Annotated in this window: 28 protein-coding genes; 4 read left to right on the top strand and 24 right to left on the bottom strand. The window is 49.7% G+C overall.

All coding sequences use genetic code 11. From position 1 onward, the window contains the following. Positions 1–193: 193 nt before the first annotated feature. The 4 genes from JUF10_RS09765 to alsS all read right to left on the bottom strand — a co-directional run bounded on the left by JUF10_RS09765 (position 194) and on the right by alsS (position 3,733). Positions 194–448, bottom strand: a complete 255-nt coding sequence (locus JUF10_RS09765) for a hypothetical protein (RefSeq protein WP_203641989.1) — start codon at positions 446–448, stop codon at positions 194–196. A 337-nt stretch (positions 449–785) separates the two neighbouring features. After that, positions 786–1,001, bottom strand: coding sequence for a hypothetical protein (locus tag JUF10_RS09760; RefSeq protein WP_203641988.1), 216 nt, complete (start codon positions 999–1,001; stop codon positions 786–788). Between the two features lie 331 nt (positions 1,002–1,332). Continuing rightward, the gene (budA, locus tag JUF10_RS09755) at positions 1,333–2,043 is read right to left on the bottom strand and encodes an acetolactate decarboxylase (RefSeq protein WP_203641987.1); all 711 of its coding nucleotides are present in this window, start codon (positions 2,041–2,043) and stop codon (positions 1,333–1,335) included. 13 nt (positions 2,044–2,056) lie between these two features. Further along, positions 2,057–3,733 (bottom strand): acetolactate synthase AlsS, encoded by a 1,677-nt coding sequence (gene alsS / locus JUF10_RS09750; RefSeq protein WP_203641986.1) that lies wholly within the window; start codon positions 3,731–3,733, stop codon positions 2,057–2,059. A 138-nt stretch (positions 3,734–3,871) separates the two neighbouring features. Between alsS and JUF10_RS09745 the strand changes: the two genes are divergently transcribed. Beyond that, positions 3,872–4,291: a MarR family winged helix-turn-helix transcriptional regulator gene (locus tag JUF10_RS09745; RefSeq protein WP_203641985.1), complete on the top strand. Its 420-nt coding sequence runs from the start codon at positions 3,872–3,874 to the stop codon at positions 4,289–4,291. Between the two features lie 237 nt (positions 4,292–4,528). Here JUF10_RS09745 and JUF10_RS09740 read toward each other — a convergent pair whose 3' ends face one another. The 7 genes from JUF10_RS09740 to JUF10_RS09710 form a co-directional block, all read right to left on the bottom strand. Continuing rightward, positions 4,529–5,023, bottom strand: coding sequence for a prolyl-tRNA synthetase associated domain-containing protein (locus JUF10_RS09740; protein WP_203641984.1), 495 nt, complete (start codon positions 5,021–5,023; stop codon positions 4,529–4,531). 36 nt (positions 5,024–5,059) lie between these two features. Then, positions 5,060–5,902, bottom strand: a complete 843-nt coding sequence (locus tag JUF10_RS09735; RefSeq protein WP_203641983.1) for an alpha/beta fold hydrolase — start codon at positions 5,900–5,902, stop codon at positions 5,060–5,062. Between the two features lie 5 nt (positions 5,903–5,907). Beyond that, positions 5,908–6,327 carry a MarR family transcriptional regulator gene (locus JUF10_RS09730; protein ID WP_203641982.1) on the bottom strand — a complete coding sequence of 140 codons (420 nt, stop codon included), beginning with the start codon at positions 6,325–6,327 and terminating at the stop codon, positions 5,908–5,910. Between the two features lie 100 nt (positions 6,328–6,427). After that, positions 6,428–8,035 carry a CTP synthase gene (gene pyrG / locus JUF10_RS09725; protein WP_203641981.1) on the bottom strand — a complete coding sequence of 536 codons (1,608 nt, stop codon included), beginning with the start codon at positions 8,033–8,035 and terminating at the stop codon, positions 6,428–6,430. A gap of 168 nt (positions 8,036–8,203) precedes the next feature. Beyond that, a complete protein-coding gene (gene rpoE, locus JUF10_RS09720; RefSeq protein WP_203641980.1) occupies positions 8,204–8,863 on the bottom strand; it encodes a DNA-directed RNA polymerase subunit delta in 660 nt (219 codons plus the stop codon). A gap of 44 nt (positions 8,864–8,907) precedes the next feature. Next, positions 8,908–9,348: a YwiB family protein gene (locus JUF10_RS09715; RefSeq protein WP_203641979.1), complete on the bottom strand. Its 441-nt coding sequence runs from the start codon at positions 9,346–9,348 to the stop codon at positions 8,908–8,910. Between the two features lie 87 nt (positions 9,349–9,435). Beyond that, the gene (locus JUF10_RS09710; RefSeq protein ID WP_203641978.1) at positions 9,436–9,624 is read right to left on the bottom strand and encodes a hypothetical protein; all 189 of its coding nucleotides are present in this window, start codon (positions 9,622–9,624) and stop codon (positions 9,436–9,438) included. Between the two features lie 595 nt (positions 9,625–10,219). Between JUF10_RS09710 and JUF10_RS09705 the strand changes: the two genes are divergently transcribed. The 3 genes from JUF10_RS09705 to yidA are packed head-to-tail and all read left to right on the top strand — an operon-like array spanning position 10,220 to position 13,245. Then, positions 10,220–11,047 carry a lipoate--protein ligase family protein gene (locus JUF10_RS09705; RefSeq protein WP_203641977.1) on the top strand — a complete coding sequence of 276 codons (828 nt, stop codon included), beginning with the start codon at positions 10,220–10,222 and terminating at the stop codon, positions 11,045–11,047. Positions 11,048–11,066: 19 nt separating this feature from the next. Next, the gene (locus JUF10_RS09700) at positions 11,067–12,431 is read left to right on the top strand and encodes an HD domain-containing protein (protein WP_308440213.1); all 1,365 of its coding nucleotides are present in this window, start codon (positions 11,067–11,069) and stop codon (positions 12,429–12,431) included. A gap of 4 nt (positions 12,432–12,435) precedes the next feature. After that, the gene (yidA, locus tag JUF10_RS09695; RefSeq protein ID WP_203641976.1) at positions 12,436–13,245 is read left to right on the top strand and encodes a sugar-phosphatase; all 810 of its coding nucleotides are present in this window, start codon (positions 12,436–12,438) and stop codon (positions 13,243–13,245) included. 137 nt (positions 13,246–13,382) lie between these two features. Here the strand turns inward: yidA and JUF10_RS09690 are convergent, their stop codons facing one another. The 13 genes from JUF10_RS09690 to JUF10_RS09630 form a co-directional block, all read right to left on the bottom strand. Next, complete coding sequence (locus JUF10_RS09690) at positions 13,383–13,652, bottom strand: helix-turn-helix transcriptional regulator (RefSeq protein ID WP_203641975.1); 270 nt, start codon at positions 13,650–13,652, stop codon at positions 13,383–13,385. A 156-nt stretch (positions 13,653–13,808) separates the two neighbouring features. Next, positions 13,809–14,171, bottom strand: coding sequence for a DUF3899 domain-containing protein (locus JUF10_RS09685; RefSeq protein WP_203641974.1), 363 nt, complete (start codon positions 14,169–14,171; stop codon positions 13,809–13,811). Between the two features lie 340 nt (positions 14,172–14,511). Continuing rightward, positions 14,512–15,492 (bottom strand): ribose-phosphate diphosphokinase, encoded by a 981-nt coding sequence (locus tag JUF10_RS09680; protein ID WP_125686410.1) that lies wholly within the window; start codon positions 15,490–15,492, stop codon positions 14,512–14,514. Between the two features lie 83 nt (positions 15,493–15,575). After that, complete coding sequence (gene glmU, locus JUF10_RS09675; RefSeq protein ID WP_203641973.1) at positions 15,576–16,955, bottom strand: bifunctional UDP-N-acetylglucosamine diphosphorylase/glucosamine-1-phosphate N-acetyltransferase GlmU; 1,380 nt, start codon at positions 16,953–16,955, stop codon at positions 15,576–15,578. A 20-nt stretch (positions 16,956–16,975) separates the two neighbouring features. After that, a complete protein-coding gene (gene purR, locus JUF10_RS09670; RefSeq protein ID WP_082153175.1) occupies positions 16,976–17,806 on the bottom strand; it encodes a pur operon repressor in 831 nt (276 codons plus the stop codon). 785 nt (positions 17,807–18,591) lie between these two features. Beyond that, entirely contained in the window at positions 18,592–19,389 is a 798-nt protein-coding gene (locus JUF10_RS09665) for a metal ABC transporter permease (RefSeq protein WP_143463409.1), read from the bottom strand. Next, positions 19,382–20,080, bottom strand: coding sequence for a metal ABC transporter ATP-binding protein (locus tag JUF10_RS09660; protein WP_203641972.1), 699 nt, complete (start codon positions 20,078–20,080; stop codon positions 19,382–19,384). Before JUF10_RS09660 ends, JUF10_RS09665 begins: the two co-directional genes overlap by 8 nt. Positions 20,081–20,082: 2 nt before the next feature. Further along, positions 20,083–20,979 (bottom strand): metal ABC transporter solute-binding protein, Zn/Mn family, encoded by an 897-nt coding sequence (locus tag JUF10_RS09655; RefSeq protein ID WP_203641971.1) that lies wholly within the window; start codon positions 20,977–20,979, stop codon positions 20,083–20,085. Between the two features lie 185 nt (positions 20,980–21,164). Beyond that, complete coding sequence (locus JUF10_RS09650; RefSeq protein WP_203641970.1) at positions 21,165–22,100, bottom strand: alpha/beta hydrolase; 936 nt, start codon at positions 22,098–22,100, stop codon at positions 21,165–21,167. Positions 22,101–22,381: 281 nt separating this feature from the next. Beyond that, positions 22,382–22,702, bottom strand: a complete 321-nt coding sequence (locus JUF10_RS09645) for a hypothetical protein (RefSeq protein ID WP_203641969.1) — start codon at positions 22,700–22,702, stop codon at positions 22,382–22,384. A 76-nt stretch (positions 22,703–22,778) separates the two neighbouring features. Further along, complete coding sequence (locus tag JUF10_RS09640) at positions 22,779–22,955, bottom strand: hypothetical protein (RefSeq protein WP_203641968.1); 177 nt, start codon at positions 22,953–22,955, stop codon at positions 22,779–22,781. A gap of 251 nt (positions 22,956–23,206) precedes the next feature. Next, a complete protein-coding gene (locus JUF10_RS09635) occupies positions 23,207–23,821 on the bottom strand; it encodes a hypothetical protein (protein ID WP_203641967.1) in 615 nt (204 codons plus the stop codon). Positions 23,822–23,833: 12 nt separating this feature from the next. Beyond that, positions 23,834–24,322, bottom strand: a complete 489-nt coding sequence (locus tag JUF10_RS09630; protein WP_203641966.1) for a hypothetical protein — start codon at positions 24,320–24,322, stop codon at positions 23,834–23,836. Positions 24,323–24,324 lie beyond the last annotated feature (2 nt).

The raw sequence follows: 24,324 nt of genomic DNA, 5'->3' as shown, positions 1-24,324 counted from the left end.
CCCGGCTTCTCGCTCGCTTTTAAGCCGCGTAGACCATGCGTCTTAAAAGTCGCCCATATTGATAGCTAGCCAGCGGCCAGCTATCAATATTATCACGGCTGGCTCCGTCCCTGGCCTCCTCCGGATCTGATTGTGCTTTCCCATTTCAAATGCTGAAAACGTAATGCACGTGAACCTTATCTTATAATATCGCCTAATTTTCCTTCGGTTTTTCTGCTAACTCTTGCCCATCAGAAGGCAATCCAATATCCTTCCAAAAACGGTCCCACTGTATATCAGTAAAGGTTACAAGTTCATCGTTTTCGGGCGCATTGGCCTTCTCTGGATTTAATCGAATGTCATATTTCTCTCGTAGTTCCTGAATTTCTGCTTCAGTCAGTTCGTGATTAGGATGTTCAATTTCGTTCATATCAAATTGAAAAAAGCCAGAATGTTTTTCGTTGTCCATTTAAAAGGACCTCCCTTCTTGTAATCAAATCATTATGCCTAACTGCGTAGATAATTTTGACTTTAGCCGAAGCTTGTGGTCGGATACTGTCTTTTTCATTGTCAGCGATTAATCCTCTAGTTTTAGTTCGTGGATAGTAAGCAGCCAGTTTCACAACCTTAAATAGTCGATGGCTTGCTTCTCTTTCTAACACACTGTGCAAAAAGTTAACAATCTCGCCATTATTTCTGAAGTCTATCTCAATATTATATCTTCGTGACAGTTTACGCGCCGTCACGACCATTTGTTGACTAACGACTTGATCTGTCAAATCCAATATATCTCTTTCCTGACAAACTCAACTAGCGGTTGCAACACTAAATTCACTTTTCTGACGCCGCTGCCAGTCTCTCCGCCAGTACTCTGCATTCGCAAAATTATCCCAAAAGTACATCCCCCGGCCACACCACTTACCATCTTCTTTTGACGGCCAAAATGCGCCAGCTATAAATTTCTCATTTTGACTAATTGTATCAACATGGTACAGCGGTACAACTACCTCTGGTAATGCCATCGAACTTCTCCCCCGTTCTTTCGCTAGGCAGTTTCCCCGACCGCACCTAGTTGTCCGAGTATAACATGTTCCCCTTGAAATAACGTTGCTTCTCGCCCAGAGATGGCAATCACCAACATTAGTTCAACGCCTGCACAAAAAAACGGGCCTGAGACAAAAGTCCCAGACCCGTTTTGCGCTCCGAACGTATATTGCGGAAACGTGCGACAAAAGGCAGTCAACTCCGCTTAACCCCGATAGACAAACAATCCAAAACCGGGATTATTCGTCTATCGACGTTAATGCTCATTGACTAACCGCCTTTTGTCCCACTCTTGTCTTGAATTATAATTTAACCTTCCGCTTGGTGGACATCTTCCTTGATGTTATCCTTCGCGAAATCGTGTTGCCGGTAGTCGTCATTGTCGACTGGCAGGTGCTGCTCCAGCGTTGAGAAGAGCTGGATGCTGACATCGCCCGTCACGGCTGCGAAGTCCAGCAGGTGGCCGCCGAAGGTGTGGTCGTCCGCCAAGAAATGGTGGTGGAACCCACCTACAGCAATGCCATCAAACAGTTGTGGTGAGTAGTAACCGATTAACGTACCAGCTACCTCATCACGGGTGAAGACACTCTGCTGCTTGGCCGTTTCTGCCAGTGATTTGTATGGTTGGCTTGACTTAGCCACCGCCCGGGTCTTCACGCCGCTAAACGTCCCGGTCATTTTAACCGAGAAGAACGCGTTCTGTAACCCACTCAGCTCCAGGATCTGTTGGTTCAAGTCCGTCTTGCTGGCGGATTCGACCGACATCAGGGGCTGGTAGTCCGCAAAATGACTGTTGGCAAATGGCAATGTGAAGTCGTCGCCGACCACGTGGACCTCACCGCGACTGTTGACCTGATACGGCTTGCCATCTAAGATGATCAGCTCGCCATCCAGGCCTTCGCCAGTCCCAATCCCAGTATCGCCGTGTTGCAGTAATTCTTTCATGGTCAGTGTCCCGGTCAAAAGGCCAGGAACCAGTAATGCTAACGTACCATGTTGATAAAGTGTGTCTGTTTTCATGCGATTACTCCCTTTAGCTGAGGACATCCTCTAATAATTGTGACTTCAACTTAAGGTTATCACGGTAGTCAACCGGAATCTGAACCACAACGGGACCGTCTGACTTAAAGGCTTCGTCTAAGGTCTTGCTCAAATCGGCAACGTGGTCGACCCGTAAGCCCTTAGCACCAAAGCTTTCGGCATACTTCACGTAGTCCACTGGGCCGAATTTGACCCCAGCATCCTTGCCGTATTTCGCCAATTCTTGGAACTTGACCATGTCGTAGAAACCGTCATCCCAGATCAGTTGAACGATTGGCAAATGTAGGCGGACCGCCGTTTCCAGGTCTTGTCCGGAGAACAGGAAGCCCCCATCCCCAGCCACGGAAACAACCGGTTGGCCTGGCCGTTCGAGTTCAGCGGCAATCGCCCAAGGTAGCGCGACCCCTAATGTCTGCATCCCGTTACTGAATAACAAGTGACGGGGTTGGTAGCTCCGGAAGTAACGGGCCATCCAGATGTAGAAACTACCCACATCAACGGCCACAGTCGTGTCATCGTTGACTTTTGCTTGTAGCGCTTGGATGATTGCCAGTGGGTGAATCCCGTTAGCGTCATCGGCGGCAGGTACTTGCGCTTGGTCATCAAAGGCTTTGCGATGTTCGCTCAATTCCTTTTGGACGTCATCGGCTAAAGCCCAATCTGCTGGCAACTTGTCAGCGATGGCGGTCACCGTCTTGGCGATGTCGGCCTTGACCACCATTTCTGGTTGGTAATCGGTCGAAATTTCAGGAACGATGCTGTCGATGTTGATGACTTCACCGATCCGGTCGGTGTTCCAGATCCGCGCTTCGTATTCCACGGGATCGTAACCAACGGCGATGACGAGGTCACTACGCTTCAGTAAGCTGTCCCCGATTTGGTTACGGAACAAGCCGACCCGGCCAAAGTAGTCGCGAACTAAGTCATGAGCAACCACCCCGGCACCTTGGAACGTTTCGACAACGGGTAAATCAGCTTGCTTGAGCAAGGCCCGAATCGCAGCCGTTTCAGCTGGTGCGGAGGCCCGCATGCCGGCTAAGATGACTGGCAACTTAGCAGCCTTGATCTTGTCAACAATGCTGGTAATCGTGGCGTCATCAGCGACACCCTGGTTGACCGTTGGGACCGCGCCGATTTCTGGGCGGTCAACGTCACCGTTCAACACGTTTTGTGGTAAGGAGATAAAGGTGGCACCGGCTTTAGCGGATTGCGCCGTTTGATAAGCGTTGGCAAAGGCTTCGGATAAGTTATTGGCGTTTTGAACTTCCACACTGGACTTGGTGGCAGAATCCATCAGTTCCTTACTAGGAATACTCTGGTGGGTCAACCGGCCGAGGTCGTCTTGAGGGACTTGGCCACCCAAGGCAATAACGGGGTCCCCTTCAGCGGTGGCCGTGATCAAGCTGGTTGTCATGTTGGAAACACCAGGACCAGAAGTCGTGGCAACGACCCCGGGCTTACCAGTCACCCGGCCGATTCCGGAAGCCATCAAGGCTGCGTTTTGTTCGTGGCGAGTCACAATTAGTTTTGGTGTGCGTGGATCTTTGCTATACTGTAAGCCTTCAAACAATTGGTCAACCTTAGCACCAGGAATACCAAAAACGTACTTGATTCCCTGATTGATCATGCTTTGGATCAATGCTTGTGCACCTGTTTTTGAAGTTGTCATTAGCAATACCCCATTCTTAGATTTGATTTTGAAATTAGATTTAGTTGTGTTGACAAATCAACATGAGTTCATCATAATAGCTGTAAGTTGTTTTGTCAACATGAAAATCCATGAAAGTTTGTGAAAGGAGTTTTCCCAATGAAAGATCTCGGTTACTTAGCGCAAGACATCTCGATTCTTCACCGAAAATACTACAAGGACACCCGCGAATCCTTCAAAGAATTGGGGCTTAACCCTACGGCGGCCTGTGTTTTACTGACCGTCCATGAGTACCCCCAGGTCAACCAAAATCAGGTGGCCAAGTCACTCGTCATCGACAAGGGACTGACTACCCGCGAGGTCAATAAGCTCCAAAGTCTCGACTACTTAGTGAAAGTAGCTGGCAGCGGTAAGGCTCAACTCCTGACGCTCACGAAAACTGGTGAGGCCGTGGTCGACCAAGTCCAGACCATTCGTCGCAGTTGGTGGCAGGCGCGCTTCGACGAGACTGGTATCGATGCGCAAAGTCCACTGATTCCCGCTATTGAAGCCGCGGTGGCTAGCATTATTGATGACTAGGTTAGTCTAGACGGGGCCGCACTGTGGCTGTCAGAGATTCCGGCTTTGATTGTGTTCTTCAGTGGGGTTGGTTAAGTCCCAATGGCACTATATAAAATCAAGCCATAACATAAATATAATTATTCAAAAAAGTGTTATCACTCCTAACAGAAGGAATGATGACACTTTTTTCATATCTCTTACAATTTGCGATTCAACTCAATTACGATTGTTTACAAGATCTTCTATTGAGTTTCACTACGCTTCTAAGTTAAGGACCTGATAGTCATATCCTAAATTTTCTACAAACCGTAGGACATCATCGCTATCAACAAAAATCGTACTGGTATTGATATTTGGATGGAAACTCATCCGCTTCTCACTCAAGATGGCCTTGTCAAAATAAACTTGTACGTCATGCTCCTTATTATTTAACAAACCAAAGATCGATACAATTCCTGGTTCCAACCCCAGCTTCTCAGCCAGCAAATCATCATGTCCCATTTTGGGTCGTTTAGCACCAGTTAATTCCTCAAATTGACGAAAATCCAACCGCTGGGCATCGTCCATGACCAATAAATAGCACGCTGTCTTTTTCTTATTCGTCAAAAACATCGTCTTTGTCCGGACACCTTCAATCCCCTCAATAAAGTGATCTGCTTCTTCAGTGGTATGCGCTACTGGATGATGAACGAGTTGATATTTAATGTTCATTTTATCCAAGGCTTCTTCGACTTGTTTTTCAGGTTCCACTGTCGGTCATCCCTTCTATATGTTAATAGCTTTGTTCTAGCCAAAAATTTCAATGATGTTTTGCGCAATTTCAGCAGCGTGGCTTTCAAGCGCGAAATGTCCACTAGCCACTGATTTAATAACGGCATTCTGATCATCTTTGGCAAATGCTTCAGCACCGGGAAAGATAAACGAAGGGTCGTTGCGTCCCCAAATCGCTAATAACTTGGGTTGGTTTTCTCGCAGATACTTTTGAAACTTCGGATACTGCTTAATGTTGTTCTGATAATCAAAAATCAAATCCAGTTGATTTTCAGCATAATTAGGATTTTGCGTGTAGGCAATGTCCAGCGTGTAACCATCGGGACCAACGCTATTTGCTGGCGTTCCTGTTAAGTATTGACCTTTGATCGTTTCCGGAGCAAAGGCACTCCGATAGCTGTCTCGTTTCTCTGGCGTTGGGTAATCCCAGAAATCCTGCCGCGTCGCCCACTTTTTGCCTAAGCCTTCCCGGTAAACATTTCCGTTTTGACTAACGATTCCTTGAATCCATTCCGGATGATTAGCGGCAATCTGAAACCCAATTGGGGCGCCGTAATCGAACACGTACATGTAGAATTTCTTTAAACCTAGCTCGTCAATAAAATCGGTCATGATGTCCGCGATATGGCTAAAGGTATAGCTAAAACTTTCGTGATCTGGCATGCTTGATTGGCCAAAGCCGGGATAGTCTGGCGCAATCAGATGAAAGTTATTCTCCAGCAGTGGCATTAGATTCCTAAACATGTGACTTGCGGAGGGGAAGCCATGGAATAAAATCATCGTTGGCTTCTGTGGGTCCCCTGCCTCCCGATAAAAGATATTCAATTGGTCTAACTTCATTGTGTGAAAACTAGTCATCGTCATTATCTCCTTAATTTTTCATCATTCGTGGTTAACAAAGTCGTCATCGGTCGTTTATCCGGACCAAGTCGCTCCGTGGTAAACTCTCCCCAATCTTCCAGACACTGATTGGCCGTCTTTAGAAAAGTCGCACTAGCCGGTAGTAGATCGATAGTTGCCGATTTTCCTTCAAGATACATTTTGATATCGCCTTTTTGCTCTAACTTTTGCGTCATTCGGTAGATTGAAGACCGTTCGTATCCCAGCCGTTCAGCAAGCGCACTGATGGTTTGCGGGTGCTGATCTTCTAAAGCCATCATCAGATATGAATAGGCTGGTCGCATCCCGGTAGGCTTAAAGAATCTGTTAGCGACCGTTTCAGCGGTCCGCATGTAACGTGCAGCCGTAAAGTAAGCGCAGGTCTCGTAAAAGTGATGTGCCAAATTAGTCATCTTCTTTCCGTGTACATACACTATAAAACTAAATCAGCTTTTAGTCAATAAAAAAGGACCACCCCAGTCGAGTAGTCCTTTCAATACAAATTTAATCCTTAACTTCCTTGCTAGCCGCAGCCACAAAGTCGCGGAACAAGCCCTCTGGCCGGTTTGGCCGCGAGAGGAATTCTGGGTGATATTGGGCAGCCACGAAGAACTTCTTCTTTGGCAACTCAATCACTTCTACCAAGTGGTCGTCAGGTGACGTTCCGGAGAAGACCAGTCCCTTAGCGGCCATTTCGGCACGGTACTGGTTATTGAATTCGTAGCGGTGACGGTGCCGTTCTTCAACCATTTTCTGGTTGTCGTAAGCAGCAGCGGCCTTGCTACCTGGCTTCAACTTGCAAGGGTACAGGCCCAACCGTTGGGTCCCGCCCATCTCGTGCACGTCGGCTTGGTCGGCCATCAGGTCAATGATCTTGTGCGTGGTGCTCGGATTCATTTCCGTTGAGTTGGCGTCCTTGTAACCTAAGACGTCGCGGGCAAATTCAATGCTGGCCACCTGCATCCCCAGGCAAATTCCCAAGAATGGCACGTCTTCCTCCCGCGCGTACTTGATGGCAGTGATCATGCCTTCGATACCACGGTCACCAAACCCACCAGGAACGATGATCCCATCGGCATCGCCCAGGATGTCCTGAACGTTGTCGTTGGTAATCTTTTCGGCGTCGATCATGTTCAAGTCGATGTTAGCATCAACCGGGTAACCGGCGTGTTGTAAGGCTTCGGCCACGGAAATGTAGGCATCGTGTAAGGCCACGTATTTCCCGACCAAGGCAATCTTGATGGTCCGCGTTAAGTTCTGCATGTGATCGACCATGGCTGCCCACTGCTTCATGTCCGACTTCGGTGCGTCGACCTTGAAGTGGTCCAAGACGATTTGGTCTAAGCCTTGGTCTTGCAAACGTAGCGGAATCGAGTAAATCGTGGACACATCCATCGATTCAATCACGGCTTCCGGCTTAACGTCACAGAACAACGCAATCTTTTGCCGCATTTCGTCGGTGATTGGGTTTTCCGTCCGCACGACCAAGATGTTTGGTTGAATCCCGATACTCCGGAGTTCACGCACAGAGTGTTGCGTAGGTTTCGTCTTCATTTCGTGAGCCGCGTGCAGCGTTGGTACCAGCGTGGTGTGGATGTAGACCACGTTTTCGTCGCCAACTTCCGACTTCATTTGCCGAATGGCTTCCAAGAAAGGTTGGGATTCGATATCCCCAACGGTCCCCCCAATTTCGGTAATCACAAAGTCGGCGCCAAGTGTCTTGCCGGCCCGCATAATCTTTTCCTTGATCATTCCGGTGATGTGCGGAATAACCTGAACCGTGGCACCCAAGTAGTCCCCACGGCGTTCCTTTTCCAAAACTTCAGAGTAAATCTTACCAGTCGTGACGTTCGAATATTTATTCAAATTGTTGTCAATAAACCGTTCATAGTGACCCAAGTCCAGGTCCGTTTCGGTACCATCGTCGGTTACGAAGACTTCCCCATGTTGATAAGGATTCATCGTGCCGGGATCCACGTTGATGTACGGATCAAATTTTTGAATGGTTACGTTTAGACCACGGTTCTTCAATAGTCGTCCTAAAGAAGCGGCCACAATCCCCTTACCTAGTGATGAAACCACGCCGCCAGTGACAAAAATATATTTGGTCATGTGCAAACTCCTCGTAAGATTATTTAGGGTCGGAAAAAATTATAAAAAAAGCTCCCTATCCATTGCGAATAGGGAGCTTTACCGTCCAGTTGTCCTTGCTACAAGTAGCAGGGAGCCCAAAAAACATAATACCTGCTTTTCGGGAGGAGGTCAAGCGAACGACGACATTTATTTTTGTTGCTCGTCGTCCTCTTCTTCATCATCGTCAGATTCGTCATCGTCGGCTGAGAAGTCAAGATTGTCATCTTCATCGTCGTCCGGCGTTTCCATTTGGGAAAGCTGGTCTTCGATACCGTCCGGAATATCTTCCGAATCGTCTTCTTCATCATCGTCGTCGATGCCTAAACCGGTCTGCAACTTGCCCAAATCAGGGGTCGTTGAACCAGTACCATCGTCGTCATCGTCGTCATCAGCTGCGTAGCTGGTGTCGTCGTCTTCTGGATCGTCATCGTCGTAATCGATCACGTCATCGTCGTCGGTCGTGTCGGCCAAGAAGGCGTTAACCTTCTTACGCTTCTTACGCTTAGGTTGATCCTCGTCTTCCTCAGCGTGAACCGTCGCTTCATCGATGGATTCAAACGGATACCAAGTTCGCAGTCCCCAAAGGTTATCACCCAGAGAAATGAAACTACCATCGACATTTAAATCCGTATAGAATTGGGACAGCCGGTCACGAATCTCTTCGTCGCTGTCGCCCAAATACGATTGGACGGCGTTGGCTAAGTCGGCAAACCCCATCACGTCGCCGTGTTGAGACAAAATGGCGTGAGCAACTTCGATCATTGATAATTCCTTTTTATTCTGGCCCTCAAAGACTTTTAATTCCAAACTGGTGCACGTCCTTTCCACAGTCTACGAAATATGATACTCGTTTATGCCGTAAATTGCAATCTAATCTTGTAGTTCCCGACTAAATCGTCATTGGCATAAAGGAGATAGTCAATTTTAACGTTGCCACTAAACGGCTTCTCCTGAAAACTGGTTTCCAAATACGGCGTTACCGTTTCAATTGGCATAATGCCATAAGGGGTGTTGTAGCGCGCCGTGACCCGCTTGCCGCTCACAAAGTGGAGCCGCAATTCGGCCTCGGCTTTTCTAGTCAGGTGGACCTCACCATCCGGCGTGAATTTCATGGTCACCGGTGTCTGTTCACCCGTCTCCTTATTTGGTTCCAAATACCGCAGATAGAGGTTGCTGCCCATCTGGACCAGCTGACCATCCACATCCAAGCGGTAATCGGAAACGTCTTCGTCTTGCTTGATATGCGTCTCCAGATGAATCATAACGGGCACCCCCGTAGATAATCGATCCATTTACACCCTTCCTTTCCGCGAATTGTCTGGGTTAATTATAGTTCATTTCCCGCGGAAAACCTACCATATTGTGTAATTGGATTCCCGCTATTTCGTCTTCGGCCAGCGGGTACGCCACCCGGTGAGGCAGACCTGGAGCCAAAGAGCGGTCTCCAGGGCAACTTTGAGCCTCCAAACCCGAGTCTCAAAGATTGGCCACTCCTCTAAGGCCGGAAAGACCATCCGACCTAAGAGGACCGACACGGGGTTCTGTACCCGCTGGCCTTCGACTGACATGGTGGCTCTCCAATTACCAAAAGACGGTCTCCCTCAAATGTGTATTATGGCCTGCTAGGTGTTATTCCCTAAATTACCTGTGCTTAAAGACCACATCGCCTCTAGAATAAAGAATAAACGTAAAATAGACCAAAAAGTAAAGTAATGAGTTATAGTCGATGACAACCACACCTCTATGACGAAAAAGTTTGATATAGCGGCATGCGGGCCACACACCGTCCCAACAATGACGTGGCAAGCGTTTTCTAGTATAATAAGACGTTGAAGCATGTCTACGAAGAGCAAAACACTAAGCGATAAATCTAGTCTTATACTATTCCGTTTGGCCACAACATTGACATATAACCATTGTCAATCAAAGTTCTACCCGATGACCACGTAATTGTAGTCACAGGCTGACAGGGACGTAACCCCGTGTCGGTCCTCTTAGGTTGAGCGACCTTCTCAGCCTTAGAGGAGTGGCCGACCTTTGAGACTTGCTCTTTAGGCTCAAAGGCGCCCTGGAGACCGCTCTTCGGCTCCAGGTCTGCCTCACCGGGTGGAGTCTCTGTCAGCCTGTGACGACTCAAACCTAAACAAAAAGGAAGGTGGGACTATGGGCCCCTTTGCTTTACCGACTAAAACCATTCAAACCGTGACCACGCCCATTCCGGCCACCCAGAAAAACCAAGCGTTCGGGTATACCAATGCCCTGCTCGACCTCGTACCGACCCTTCAGCAGCCCATTCTGCACTTCTGGACCATGCAGCCGACCGTTATCATGGGACTGAAGGACAAACGCCTACCGGACCTTAAAGCGGCGATTAGAGCCGTTCAGGGCCACGGCTACGATACCGTACTCCGCAATTCCGGCGGCTTGGCCGTTGTCAGCGATGGTGGCGTGCTCAACGTTTCCCTATTTATGCCACTGACCACGCCACCCATTAGCGTTGACGCGGCTTACGAGCAAATGATGCAGCTGGTGGCCGCCGCTTGGCCGGAACTGGCACTCGAACACTACGAAATCACGCGTTCTTACTGCCCCGGCGACTATGACCTCAGCGTTAACGGCCTCAAGATCGCCGGTATCGCGCAGCGGCGGAGTCCCCACGCGCTGGTAACCATGCTCTACCTCGGCGTATCCGGTAATCAGATTGCCCGTGGCGAAATCGTGCGTGATTTCTACCAGGCGGGCTTAGGCGACCACACCAACGACTGGGATTTTCCAGACGTTGACCCCGCCGTCATGACCACGACGGCCGCCCTGCTCCAGCAAGACGTGACCGTGGCCGATGCGCAGAGCCGCTTCATCAACGCCTGCCAAACGGCCGGTCTCAGCGTTGAACGCGAAAAATTAGCGACTTTAATGGCCGCCCCCACATTCACCACGGCGCTCGACCATGCCACCGCTCAGATGGCCCGTCGACAACCGCGATTAGACTAACCTACGAGGAGGAATCACTGTGAACTACGCCCAAGCACGTTTGCCCCGGGAGAAAGTCTTTCGGGATCCCGTGCACAACTATATTTACGTGCAACACCAGATTATTTTAGACCTGATCAACACCCGGGAATTCCAACGGCTCCGGCGCATCAAGCAGCTGGGAACCGCCTCTTTGATTTTCCACGGGGCCGAACATTCGCGTTTCACCCACTCGCTGGGTGTTTATGAAATTACGCGGCAGATCTGCGACAACTTTCAACGCAATTACCCGACGAAGGTGCCGGGCGATGGCGGTTGGGATGACCACGAACGTTTAACGGCGTTGTGTGCGGCCTTACTTCACGACATCGGCCACGGCCCTTACTCCCACACGTTTGAACACATTTTCCACACTGATCACGAAGCCATCACGGCCGAAATTTTGACGTCACCGGAAACCGAAGTTAACCAGGTGCTACGGCGGGTCAGCGCGACCTTCCCTGCCGAGGTGGCCAGCGTGATCCAAAAGACCTACCCGAATCCGCAAGTCGTCCAGATGATCTCCAGTCAGATTGACGCCGACCGGATGGATTACCTGCTGCGTGATGCCTACTACACTGGCACCCAGTACGGAACATTCGACCTGACCCGGATTCTGCGGGTGATGCGGCCCTACAAGGACGGCATCGCCTTTGCCATGAACGGGATGCACGCGGTCGAAGACTACATCGTCAGCCGCTTTCAAATGTACCAACAAGTTTATTTTCACCCGGTATCGCGTTCCATGGAGGTCATTTTGGACCATCTGCTCGGCCGGGCCAACGAGCTCTACCAAACGGGACAAAGCGATGAAAGCTTCATCCCCCATTTGCTACTGCCCTTCTTCAACCACGAGTTCAACCTGCAAGACTACCTGAACTTGGACGATGGCGTGTTGACCACCTACTTCATCCACTGGCGCCAGTCACCGGATGACATTTTGGCCGACATGGCGCACCGTTTCTTGGACCGTAAGCCGCTGAAGAGTGCCGTGGTTACCGAAGACACGGCCGCGCTGTTGCCCCAGTTGCAGGACATGATTCGTTCCGTGGGCTTCAACACCGACTACTATACGGCGACCGATAACAGCTACGACCTGCCGTACGACGATGCTTACGACCCCAAGGTCACCCACCCGTTGACGCAGATCGAACTGCAAGAACCGGATGGCACCCTGCAGGAACTCTCGACCGTCTCCGACCTGGTCAACGCCATTCGTGGGAAGTTCACCGGCGACCAACGCTTCTTCTTCCCCAAGGAAATGTTGAATCCGGGCAATGATGCCCCCGAGATTTTCCAGCCCATTTACGACGACTTCGGCCATTATATTCAAAACAACCAACTCATTCACCCAAAGGAGAACTAATTTCATGACGATCAAACTGATTGCAATCGACATCGATGGCACGCTACTCAACGAAAAGAACGAACTCGCTCCGGCCACGATTGCAGCCGTCAAAGCGGCCAGCGCCCAGGGGATCAAGGTCGTGCTGTGTACCGGCCGCCCCTTGACCGGCGTGCAGCCTTATCTGGATGCCATGGACATCGCCGGCGACGACCAGTACGCCATCACGTTCAACGGCTCGGTCGCCCAGACGGTGGCCGGTAAAGTGCTGACCAACCATTCGTTGACCTACGACGACTTCATCGACCTGGAAGCCCTGTCCCGGAAGCTGCAATCCCACTTTCAAATTGAAACGCCGGACTACATCTACACGGCCAACAAAAACATCAGCGCCTACACGATTGCCGAAAGTTACCTAGTGCGGATGTTGATTCGGTACCGCGAAGTTGGCGAAACTTCGCGCGACCTGACCATTTCCAAGGCCATGTTCGTCGACGACCCGGAAGTCATTACTCGCGTCAAAGACAACATGCCCGAAAGTTTCAAGCAACGGTTCAGCGTCGTGCAGAGTGCGCCGTACTTCATCGAGGTCATGAACAGCCATGCCAGCAAGGGTGGGACCCTCGGCGAATTGGCGGCTCAACTCGGCATTACGGCCGATGAGGTCATGACGTTGGGCGATCAAGGCAATGATTTGACCATGATCAAATACGCCGGCCTCGGGGTTGCCATGGGCAATGCCATCGACGAGGTCAAGGAAGCGGCCCAGGCCGTGACATTGACTAACGCTGAAGATGGTGTGGCCGCGGCTATTCGGAAGTATGCGCTGAAATAGCTAGCTGATTGCGAAAGATGAGTGCGCTACGAAATTTCAGTTAAAAAAATTTTGAACAGTAATCTAAAAAAACGTCTTCTCAAGGCAAATTTGAGGAGGCGTTTTTAGATTGGATTTTTTTCAGATTACTGCTTGAATCATTCGACTGCTTCCTGTTGCAGCCTCCGATACTGCTTATCATAACGCAGCCAAAAATCAGCTGGGACTTTCAAAATCGGTTCTAATCGTTGCGCAAACTGAAGAGTAATGGGCGCCTTCCCTTTTAGCACAGCCTGCACATAATCAACTGGTTCATGAGTCTCTTGCGCCAGAATTTCCGGTGACATTTCTAAATACTGAAGTGCATCGACGATACTTTCTCCGGGCGCAACTGGACGGCTTGGTTCAAACTCTACTTGTTCGCGCACCTTGATCAGCCCCTTTTCTTCAACCAGCTTACAGGACTTGCTCCTCGAAAAACAGCAACTCTCTCCACAATCGTTTTACGGTCCATTCTGGTTAAGCCACTTAACAAAAAAAGGATACTCTCCACTTCACCAGCGGAAAATATCCTCAATTCAATTTTAAAGCGTAAACACGATTCCAAAAATCAGGTAGCACGCCCCAGAAATCAATCCAAATCGAGCTGGTGCATTAACCACGATCGGAGCGTTTTTGGCACTCGCCACGTGATGGACCTCGACCTTTTCACCTGGCATAAGGTCTTCCTTGTCTGCTCGGTTGTGCCGCCGGAAGAGGTGTCGCCACCCCGTAAATAAATGTCCCTTTAACAGAACACAGATGGCGCCAAACACGATGAGGGCCAGACCGACTAAAAATAGAATATTGCCGATCACCATCAGCGGCTGTCCCAGCAACTTCATCACCAAAGCCACCAGTAATCCCGCTGCTACGGTTCCCGTCGCCCATCTTTGCCAACTATTCATCCAATCACTCCTAATACTTACTAAGAAAAAATTCGACTATTACACTTGGCTCTACTCATGCTATATCTATACAGACTTTAATCGCCAATAACCTACTATACAGCAATAGTCAGCTACTTTCTCGGTAGCAACATTGACCATCTACTCATTAACCACAATCGCATAAATAGTCGGATTAATTAACCAATTATACGACATCGGTAGGATATTTCAACGCTTCTCACAGCCGCCGAAATTTCTGACGGCCACAGCGCAACCAGTTCATCCTAACTTTTCTTCGCAATTAGAGTAATAAAAAACTTGAGCCAACGCAAAGCGCTACTCAAGTTTTTTGTCATTTTTATTGTTCATGACTCCGGAAACGGTTCTTGAACAATGGGCTAACTGGCCGGTTTTCGTTGATTCGCTTGATGGCTTGACCAATCAGCGGACCAACCGAAATTTGTTCGATCTTATCAATTTGCTTGTCGGCCGTTAATTGAATTGAATCCGTCACAACTAATTTCTTAATTGGGGAATTCTTGATTCGTTCAATCGCGGGACCGGACAGAACTGGGTGGGTACAGCTAGCGTAGACTTCCTTGGCGCCGGCTTCCATCAAAGCCTTGGAACCCAAGGTAATCGTCCCAGCAGTATCAATCATATCATCGATCATGATGCAACGTTTGCCCTTGACATCCCCGATGATGTTCATGATTTCCGCCACGTTCGCCCGTGGCCGCCGCTTGTCGATGATGGCAATTGGGGCCTTGAGGAACTCGGCCAATGCCCGTGCCCGCGTCACACCACCATGGTCAGGTGAGACGACGACCGCGTCTTCGGCCAAGCCGTTGCTTAAGAAGTAGTCCGCCAGTAACGGTGCGCCCATCAAATGGTCGACCGGTACGTCGAAGAATCCTTGAATCTGCGCAGCATGCAAGTCCAACGCCACGACCCGCGTGACACCGGCCGTTTGGAGCATGTTTGCGACTAATTTAGCCGTAATGGGTTCCCGTGACCGAGCTTTACGATCTTGACGCGCGTAACCGTAGTACGGAATGACCACGTTAATGGTAGCCGCACTTGCCCGCCGTAAAGCATCGATCATGATCAGCAGTTCCATCAAGTTATCGTTGACGGGTGCTGAAGTCGACTGAATCACATAGACGTGACTGCCCCGGACACTTTGTTCAATGTTGATCCGGATTTCGCCGTCACTAAAACGGTCCACCGAAGTTTTCCCTAATTCGACACCAACCTCGTCAGCAATCTTTTGCGCCAACGGTTTGTTGGAGTTTAACGCAAAAATCTTTAATTTAGGGTCAAAATATTGCGTAGCCATAATTTCCTCCAATAGCAACTAGTCTGCCTGAATTTACTACAATAATTTTATGCTATCGGGTCCGGAAACACAAGACCTTCAGCTTAATCTTCACCACGATATGGTAGTTTCTGATAGTAATTAGGCTTGTTGGTTTGCCGTTGCCGGGCAATTGCCATGTCATATTTATTAACAGCGTCGGTAATCGTCGACCCTGCCGCGATAAAACTGTGGTCAGCCACATCCAATGGTGCGACTAAGTTTGAGTTCGAACCGATAAAGGCATCGTCGCCCACGACCGTCTCATGCTTGTTCTTGCCGTCGTAGTTGACGAAGACGACCCCACAACCAACGTTGATGTTCTTGCCTAGCTTGGCATTACCAACGTAGGTCAGGTGGCCAACCTTTGTGCCCTCACCAATCGTAGCCTTCTTCACTTCGACAAAGTTACCGAGGTGCACTTTAGGCCCAATGTGTGATTCCGGACGCAAATGGCTGTTAGGCCCAATGTTGCTACCAGCGGCCATATCGGAGTCTTCCAACAGAGAAGACGTGACGGTCACGTGGTCGGCCAGCTTGGCGTTCCGTAATTCGGAGTGCGCGCCGATGTAGCAGTCGTCACCGATGACCGTGTCGCCCTTTAGCAGAACGCCAGGTTCGATGATGGTGTCAGCACCGATCTTGACGCCGGCGTCGATGTACGTCGTCTCAGGGTCGATCAGCGTGACCCCGTCTTGCATGTGCTGCCGGTTGATCCGCTCACGCATGATCTTCGTGGCAGCGGATAAGGCTACCCGGTCATTGACCCCCATGGATTCGTCGAAATTGGCCATTTGGTAAGCCGCCACGATGTCCCCTTGGTGCTTCAAGATTTCAATCACGTCGGTCAGATAGTATTCACCTTGCGCGTTGTCATTGGACGTTTCGTGAAGGGCCTTGAACAACTTCTGGTTGTCGAAAACGTAAACCCCGGTATTGATTTCATGAATTTCTTGTTCTTCGGAGCTCGCGTCCTTTTGTTCAACGATCTTTTCAACGATCCCGATGTTGTTGCGGACGATGCGACCGTAGCCGGTTGGGTCCGGGGCAATCGAGGTTAAGATCGTTGCTGCGGCGTGCTTGGCTTCGTGATAGGCAAAGAGGTTTTCAAACGTTTCGGCGCGGAACAATGGTGTGTCCCCGCTAACGATTAAAGTCGTTCCCTGTTCGTCCTTTAAGATGGGTTCCGTCTGTAAAACGGCATGGCCCGTCCCCAGTTGCTTGGCTTGCAGGGCGTATTGCGTCCGGTCACCGAGCGTGGTCTTCACGTCGTCGGCACCGTAGCCTACGACCGTCACGATTTTATCCATATTGGTTTGCTCAACCTGGGTCAACACGTGGTCAACCATGGCCTTGCCACAAACCTGATGCAACACTTTGTACAATTTTGACTTCATCCGGGTGCCCTTGCCGGCTGCGAGGATAATGGTATTTCTAGTCGTCATTTCCAAATATACTCCTAGCTTTATTTAGTTTCGTCACCAAAGATCTGCGTGAGGTAGTTCCCCGGTGTCACACGAATCTGTTCGTCCGCCGTCTGAATCTTCAGTAGCGACGTGTACTTGCTAACGGTCCGTTGACCAGCAAAATCGCCTTCAGCGAACACGGCCACACCAGCCAATTGTGAATCAAACTCGTCGACTAATGAGCGCAGACCACCAACGGTCCCGCCGCCCTTCATGTAATCATCAACGATCAGGACCCGTGAATTTGGCTTTACACTACGTTTCGACAGGGCCATGCGTTCAATACGCTTGGTTGAGCCGGAAACGTAGTTCACACTCACGGTCGAGCCTTCGGTGATCTGTGAATCATGCCGCACGATGACAAACGGAACGTTTAGGTAGTTTGCCACGCTTTGGGCCAACGGAATTCCCTTGGTTGCCACGGTCACGACCACGTCGACGTTTTGGTTCAGATACTGGGTGGCCAGAATCCGCCCGATTTGCCGCAAAGCAGCTGGTCGGCCAAGAATATCTGACATGTACACGTAGCCCCCTGGGAGGTAACGGTCGGCTTCAGATAATTCTGAAATCATTTCACTGACGAATTGTTCGGCTTCTTCACGTAAAATGTACGGAATGAAGCGTGCACCGCCAGCAGCACCAGGAACCGTCTCCAGAAGACCGGTCCCCCGAGCTTGGAAGGTCCGCTTCAAGATGGTCAAATCTTCACTGATCGAAGACTTGGCCGATTCATATCTAGCTGCAAAAAAGGTCAATGACACCAATTGATGCGGCCGTTCCAATAAATACCGGGTCATGTCCACTAACCGGTCACTTCTTCTGACTTTCAACTTCTTCACCTCAACTATTTCTTTAGAGTTAATTGTAAAGCCAATTTTAGCATAAATGTTCGGGTTTTTCGTGATATTTTCGTGAGAAATGGAAAATCTTACGGAACTTGATTTTCTGGAAGCGGATAAAACCGGTTCACACCGGCTATCACCAAGGTTTATTACAATTTTGGGAATGTGAGGGACTTGGCACCCCGCCAGCGGCTAGAAACGCTTGCCAACTTGGCCGACTGTGGCGGTTCCACCTCACACCAGCGACCCCATCCTTCATGGTTCAATCCAACTTTACTCCGGTCTGTCACGTCACTTCAAGTAATGACCATCGAAAACCAACATTCGCTGATTGTCCCGACACTGCTTTCAATTTTCCATCCAAACCGTGTAAACGCGAATCCCGAACGGTCGTGAACGAAGGATTTCGATGCATAGAAAAATCCCAGCTCACAAGTTGGACTTCGAGTCGGGATTTATTAGATTATTTTTAAGTTGGTTGGACTACGTGATTACGCCTGGCAAGCCCTGAGCAGCAACTAAACAATGCTAAACGTTTAGCAACCCTGCCAGCAAATATCACAGCTGCCATAGACTTACTATGTAAGCCGAGAGGCCGGCAGATATGGGCTCAGGCGCGTCGCTCTGCTTAGTCGGCGTCCTTGGCCGGCTTCGCAGAAAACCAACCTTGAAGACTCGGCACTTACGAGGCTTCAAGTTGCGTTCGCCCCGTTCCAGCCCATATCTGCCGGCCGGCAAGGCGAAAGTCTCATCCACGTTGCCTATCGCCAAAACTATTCAGCCGTTTGGAGTTTCTGCCAGCCGAGGGCGATGAAGTAGAAGATGGCTTCAATGGCCGCGATGAAGAAGGAGACCGGATAGTTCGTCACGTAGCTCAGCGTCAACCCGCTCCAAACCCCGATCAAAGCCAGTGCGATAGCCAAGACCATCATGCCACCGACCGTATGGGCAAAGTATTTCGCCGTTGCTGCGGGCAATGTTAAGAGGATAAAGATCAATAGCGATCCCACGATTTGCGCGGCAACACTCACACTCAGCGCCAGCAAGACCAGGAAGGTTACAGACAACGTGTTCGTCCATAGCCCCTTGACCCGCGCCCCGGTGTGGTCGAACGAGTCGAATTTCAAAAACCGATAGATCACGAACACGACCAGTAACACCAGCAAGGACAGCCACAACATCTGCTGAACGTCGCCGGCACTGATACCGATGACGCTCCCGAACAGAATGCTGGTGGCGTAGCTCGCATTCTTGTTGGCCAACGATAGGAACAGAATTCCCATCCCAATAAAGAGGGCGGAAATGGCGCTGGTGGCCGCTTCCCGACGTTCACTGCGGGCACTCAACTGGCCCACGATGACCGAACTAACGACCGTGAACAGGAGCATTCCGTTCAACGGTGCCCACCCAGCAAAGACCCCAAAGGCCGCACCGGAGAACCCAATTTCAGACAGTGTATGCGTCAAGAAGGACATGTTTCTGGCAATCACAAAGACGCCCATGATGCCACAGATGATGGCAATGATGGTCCCGGCCGCGAAGGCGTTGCGCATAAATTCATAACTAAACATTTTCGCCCTCCCAAACCTTTTCCTGCGTGAGACCGCTGATGGGCCCCTGCTCTGCGCCATTTGGCGTCAACATCAAGTATTGCGAACTGTATTTACGGGCCATCGGAATGTCATGCGTCACAAACAAAACGGTCAGATGTAGCGACTTGTTGAGCTCGATGACGAGGTCCAAGAGTTCCGTCTTGGTCACGGGGTCTAGGCTAGCCGTCGATTCATCGAGGATCAACAGGTTCGGTGCTTCCACCAACGCCTGGGCGAGGTAGGCCTTTTGCTTTTCCCCACCGGATGCCTGTCCGATTGGTCGATTGGCAATAGCTTCCAGTCCAGTCCGTTTCAGAATCGTCTGGACCTTTTCCCGTTCCTTGCGCGATAGCCACGGCCATTTCCAGCCGGTCAGATTTAATCCGACAAAGTCACGCATCGTTAATGGATAGTCTGCGTCGATGTTTCGAAATTGCGGCACGTAGCCAATTTTGACATCATTGGCGGCGGGTAAGTAAGCGACCTGCCCGTGGGTCGGCCGCAACTGATGCAGGACCGTCCGCATCAATGTTGTCTTCCCGACCCCGTTTTTGCCGACGATACTCCAGAATTCGCCCTGCCGAATCGTCAGGTTGAGGTCGCTAAAGACTGGATGATTCGGGAAGGTGACCCCGAGATGTTCCAATTTTAAAATGGGTGCTGCCGTCATAGTTACTTCTCCTTCTGCTGAATCCGTTGGACTTGTTCATACTGCTTCATCATCCACGTCTGATAGTCTTGGTCGGCCGGCATGGTCTCGGTCACCTTGACGACGGGAATGCCGTATTTCTTGGCCAAACGGACCATATTCGTCACGTTTTTGCTGGTATTCTGCGTGTTCTCCACGAAAAAGGCCACGCGATGATGCTTCAGTTGGGACTGTAATTGGGTGATATCGGCCGGTGTTGGGTCGCTATCCTCTTCAATGGACTGGGCAAAGTGCCCGTCACTGATGCGGTAGCCCATCGCCGTCAGGGCCAGATCAAAGACCGGCTCACTGACAGCTACCCGTTGGCCACGTCCATTCTTTGCCAGCTGCTTGGCCAACCGTGGCAAGGCTGTCAATTGCTTTTCATAGGCCGCCCCCCGCTGACGATAAGCCTTAGCGTGGGCGGGGTCAATCTTGCTGAATTGGGTCACTAAGTGGCGGGTGACTTTGATCATGACGTTCGGGTCCGACCACAGATGGGGATTGTCCCCCGTCTGCTTGCCCATCAGCTTGCCAATGTTGAGTGTCTTGGTACCAGAGTCCTGGTTGGCTTGAACAACACGGTCCATCCAACTGTCATAGCCCAAGCCGTTTTCAATCACGACATCGGCCGTGGCCACCTGTTTGGCCGTCTTGACATCTGGCTCGTAGCTCTCGGCGTCGATACTGGGACTATTGATGACCGTGGTCACCGTCCCCTGTTGACCTAAAATGGTCCGCGCCGCTTCACCATAAAAGTCTAGCGTGGCGACCACATTAATTTTACCGGACTTTTTCGGTGTCGTTGTCTGACATCCAGCCAGTATTAAAATTGCCGCTAAACTCATGATTAGCGTTAAAACTCGTGACCATTTCCGCATGTTCTTCCACCTTTTATGTAAATGATAATGATTACCATTTAGTATTCTACCAGAAATTGAAAGCTTGTCAACAAGCCCTAAATCCAGCCAGACGAAAAAAGCGAGAGCCCGGTGTGGGGCCCTTACCTTTTAGGCAAATCTTTCAATTCGTTTAAGTTCGAGGTTCGTAATCTGTCGGCAACAACCTAGTCCGCCATGTAAGGCTTCAAGAAGTCTGCGACCATCCGATCGTAACGTTCGGGGTCTAGCTTGCGCGTCTCAATGTGACCGGCAACTGGATCGCGATACTTCTGCTTGGGACCAGCCGCCGCCTGATAGAGAATGTTGAGATTGGTGACTGGCACCGTTTCGTCGTTGGCGCCTTGGATCAGGAGCAATGGCAAACGGGTCTTCCGCAACTGCGCGGCAATATCGCCGTCTGCTAGTCGGTAACCGGCCAAACGGGAATACTGATCGGCGATGGGCAGCGTTGGGGTTGCCGGCACGTGGTATTTGTGGTGCAGACGGAACCGGGCCTCGGCCATAACGGAGGCATACCCAGAGTCAGCAATCACGGCCTTAACGTTGCTAGGAAGCTCTTCCCCAGCAGTTGCCATCACCGTAGCGGCCCCCATGGAAATTCCAAGCAGAACGATCTGACTGTCCTCACCACATTTATTGATGACCTGTTGAATCCAGCCCTGATAGTCGATACGGTCCGGCCAGCCGTAACCAATGGTACAGCCTTCACTTTCACCGTGTGCCCGGGCATCCGGCATTAAGACATCGTAGCCCCAGTCGTGAAAGGTCCGCGCCCACGGAATCATTTGTTCACGGGCGTGGCCTAAGCCGTGCGCCAAAATGACGACCTTCGTCGTTGGCCGGTCGGCGGCCAGAAAACTTGATCGTAAGATGAGACCATCTAAGCTCGTCTGGGTCCACTCAGCTGGATGTTGCCGCAAATACCACGCGTTGTCCGCCGGTGCATTTTCCGCAATTGCCCGGAGCTTTGACTTCCGCCGTCCCCGTGAGAAGGACTTCGTGATTGCCTGGTAGACAACCGCTGAACCGCCTAAAACGCCAACCGCACTAGCTGCGGTCGCAACCACCGCGCCAGTGACCCACTTTTGCCAAGTCTTCATCTGCACTACCCCATTTCGTTTTTGTTTGCTACCTTAACTGTACCCAAATTTTGCGGGGAGTGCCACTATTTACGTCGAGTTTACCGCGTCATTTGACTGGTTGCGTCACATTATGTCGTATCTCTATTTCCTGGGGAATAACTTAGGCCTGGACTAGTTTGAAATGGTCACGCTCCGGTTCTGACTGACCTCTACCATGAAATTTGTTGAGAAACTAAGATAGCATGAATTTTTCAGTGAGCGCATCCCCATTTCAGGAGGGACCATCCCTAGCTTGTCACTTAAACCCACATCAAAATAATCAGAGCAGTTGTTATTACTAATCGACTAATGTGATGGGACCAGTGAAAATCCGTTAGCGCCTTTCCATGAAGCATGGCGGCAACAACAATCACTAACATTAGTAATGTCCCAACCCACATGAAAGTTGACCGAAAAAACAGCACAATGACCCAAGCCACTAGCATGCTGAAAACGTTGGCCACCCCCGTTGCCTGTAACAACATATTTGACTGACGATAACTCTGCCAATTGATCAGCGTCACTACACCCATTAACGATAGGTACGCTAGAATCAAGCCTTCCCCAATTAGTCGAACCATAGGAATCGCCCCACTTCTGATTGATTGCTCCCATTATAGGTCAGCTTACCAAACCTAACAATTCTTAATCGTCAGTTCACTCCGCATCCGTCCGAACCACTTGCTCAGTCGCTACCGATGAACATTGACGCTGTGATCTTGGCGTCTGACCATATAGCAGTTGCAGTAATTCCAATTGCGTTCGCTTCGTTTTTAATGCCGCGTTCAACTCTGCTGCCAGTCCCGTATCCAGACGCTGCTGTTCTCTTTCCACGACCTTCACCTCTGCTAACAGAATGCCGGAATTGAACGTGAAATACAACCAATGCGTCTTATAAATTGTATTATACAAATATCATTGTAAAAAGAGAGCACTTATGCCAGACATGCTCGCATAAGTGCTCTTATTAAAGCCCTAATAATTTCATAGCCATTAATTTATTTTGTACCTAAACCGCATTCATCTTTAATGGAACAATTGGGCTTCAAATTTCGTTTGTATCTAAGTAGAAATACCCAACGCCTCTAAATAACGAAGCTCACAATAATCGCAATAACTAAAACTATCGTTACACCGATAAACCACTGCTGCTGTTGTTTTAAGTGTGCCTGTAAGTCAGCAACTTGTTTATCCTGACTATCGGCAAATGACTTTCCTTGTTCTTCAAGTGCCACCCTCAATTTCTGATCAGTCTGACTCAGCTCACTAATCTTCTGATCATGAATTTGATTAAGCTTAGCTTGCTTGGCAACTTCTTCATCTAGTCGATGGATAATCTCGTCCTGATCATCATTTTCCTTGTATAACGATTGAATCTTTTTAGCGTGTTCACGGTCTGCTTGAGCCTGCCGTTGTAACTTCAAGTTCTGCTCATCATTCTCAGTATCCAGCCGATTGAGAACCTCATCCTGAGTGTCGTTCTCAGTATCTAGCCGATTAAGGACCTCATCTTGGTCGTCGTTTTCCTGATACAACGCCTGAATCTTCTGAGCATGCGCGCGGTCTTGCTGAGCCTGTTGCTGTAGTTTCAAGTCTTGCTCATCATTCTCTTGGTCTAATCGATTAATGATTTCATCTTGAGCATCATTCTCATGATAAAGTTCCTTAATCTTTTTATGTTGTTGCTCCTGTTTCTCCATCAGACTAATACTTTAGGTAATATCGTTCAGCGTGTCCTTAATGTTCTTGATTACATCATCGTGGCGCTCCCCATCCGTAGTCTCTTCATCTTTCAGTTCTCTAAGTAGTTCTTCTTGCATTTGCCGCGCATAGGCCAAGTTAACTGTTGAAACATAAACGGTTGCCTTAGATATCTTAGCAAGTTCTTGAATCATCTTCAGATGTAACCCATTTAATTCCACGATATTTTCCGAGAAACTAGCCTGGTCTACAACCGCATCCTGTAGTCCTTCGATTGCATCCTTTTTGCCAAAGAACAAGCCAACTTTCTGGTCTTTCGCTTCTTTAGCCCTTGTTGCAGCTTTTTCAGCTGACTCCTCTGCCTCCTTAAAACGTGCCTCAGCTAGTTTAGCAGTTTCAACATACTTATTAACCAATCGGCTGGGACTGTCCGTCGTTGAAAAGGTTTCACCATTGATTTCAATCTTTACGCTTTCTTCTACCGGTTTATTTTCTGCCATAA

It is taken from the genome of Levilactobacillus andaensis, from assembly GCF_016861695.1.
Lineage (GTDB): Bacteria > Bacillota > Bacilli > Lactobacillales > Lactobacillaceae > Levilactobacillus > Levilactobacillus andaensis.
The sequence above is the reverse complement of the archived record's forward strand: the minus strand, read 5'-3'. Positions and strand labels throughout refer to the sequence as shown.